A 579-nucleotide genomic window follows, 5' to 3' on the forward strand; every position below is an offset into this window, starting at 1 on the left:
TGGGGGATATCGGGTCGGGGCGGCGGGGTTTCCAGACCTTTTTTCGTGGCGGGGTGCGGGTGGGCGCGCTGTCGGGCGTGGGGGGCTGGCGGTGTTTGGGCCCCGGGTCGAGCCCGGGGCGACGGGTAGCGGCGGGTGATTATCCGGGGCGGTGGCGCAGCGTGCGGGCGATCAGCCAGAGGTGGAGGAGGTGGGCGGCGAGGAAGCCGAGCGCGACGAGGATCAGCGCATAGTCGGGCTGGTTGGCGGTGACGAGGAGCGCTTTGGGGGGCGGGTGGGGGGGGTCGCGGTGGGTGCGGGCGGCGTGGGCCGGAATGCCGCCCCGGGCCAGGGGGCGGGGGGCGCGCCAGATGACGTTGCCGCGGAGCGTCCATTGCATCGGCAGGCGGGGGTGGCTGCGGTAGCGGCGGTTGGCGCGCAGCGACAGGATGGCCATGGTGGCGACAGCGGCGACGGCGAAGGACAGGCTGAGCATGGGGCCTGGATAGCATCGGGCGGCGGGGGTGTCAGGGGTTGGTGGCGGCCTGTGCTTGGGCCCCGGGTCGAGCCCGGGGCGACGGGAGAGGTTTGGGCGACGCT

General features: G+C 74.4%; 1 protein-coding gene. It reads right to left on the reverse strand.

The genetic code is table 11. The features are described 5' to 3' along the window. Nucleotides 1-139: 139 nt before the first annotated feature. Nucleotides 140-475, reverse strand: a complete 336-nt coding sequence (locus ACTIFJ_RS15355; RefSeq protein ID WP_439534986.1) for a hypothetical protein — start codon at nucleotides 473-475, stop codon at nucleotides 140-142. Nucleotides 476-579 lie beyond the last annotated feature (104 nt).

This window comes from Polymorphobacter sp., from assembly GCF_051860865.1.
GTDB lineage: Bacteria > Pseudomonadota > Alphaproteobacteria > Sphingomonadales > Sphingomonadaceae > Sandarakinorhabdus.

Excerpts from the sequence above, each read along its gene's own strand:
- ACTIFJ_RS15355 (WP_439534986.1), bottom strand. The coding sequence starts at position 475 with ATGCTCAGCCTGTCCTTCGCCGTCGCCGCTGTCGCCACCATGGCCATC.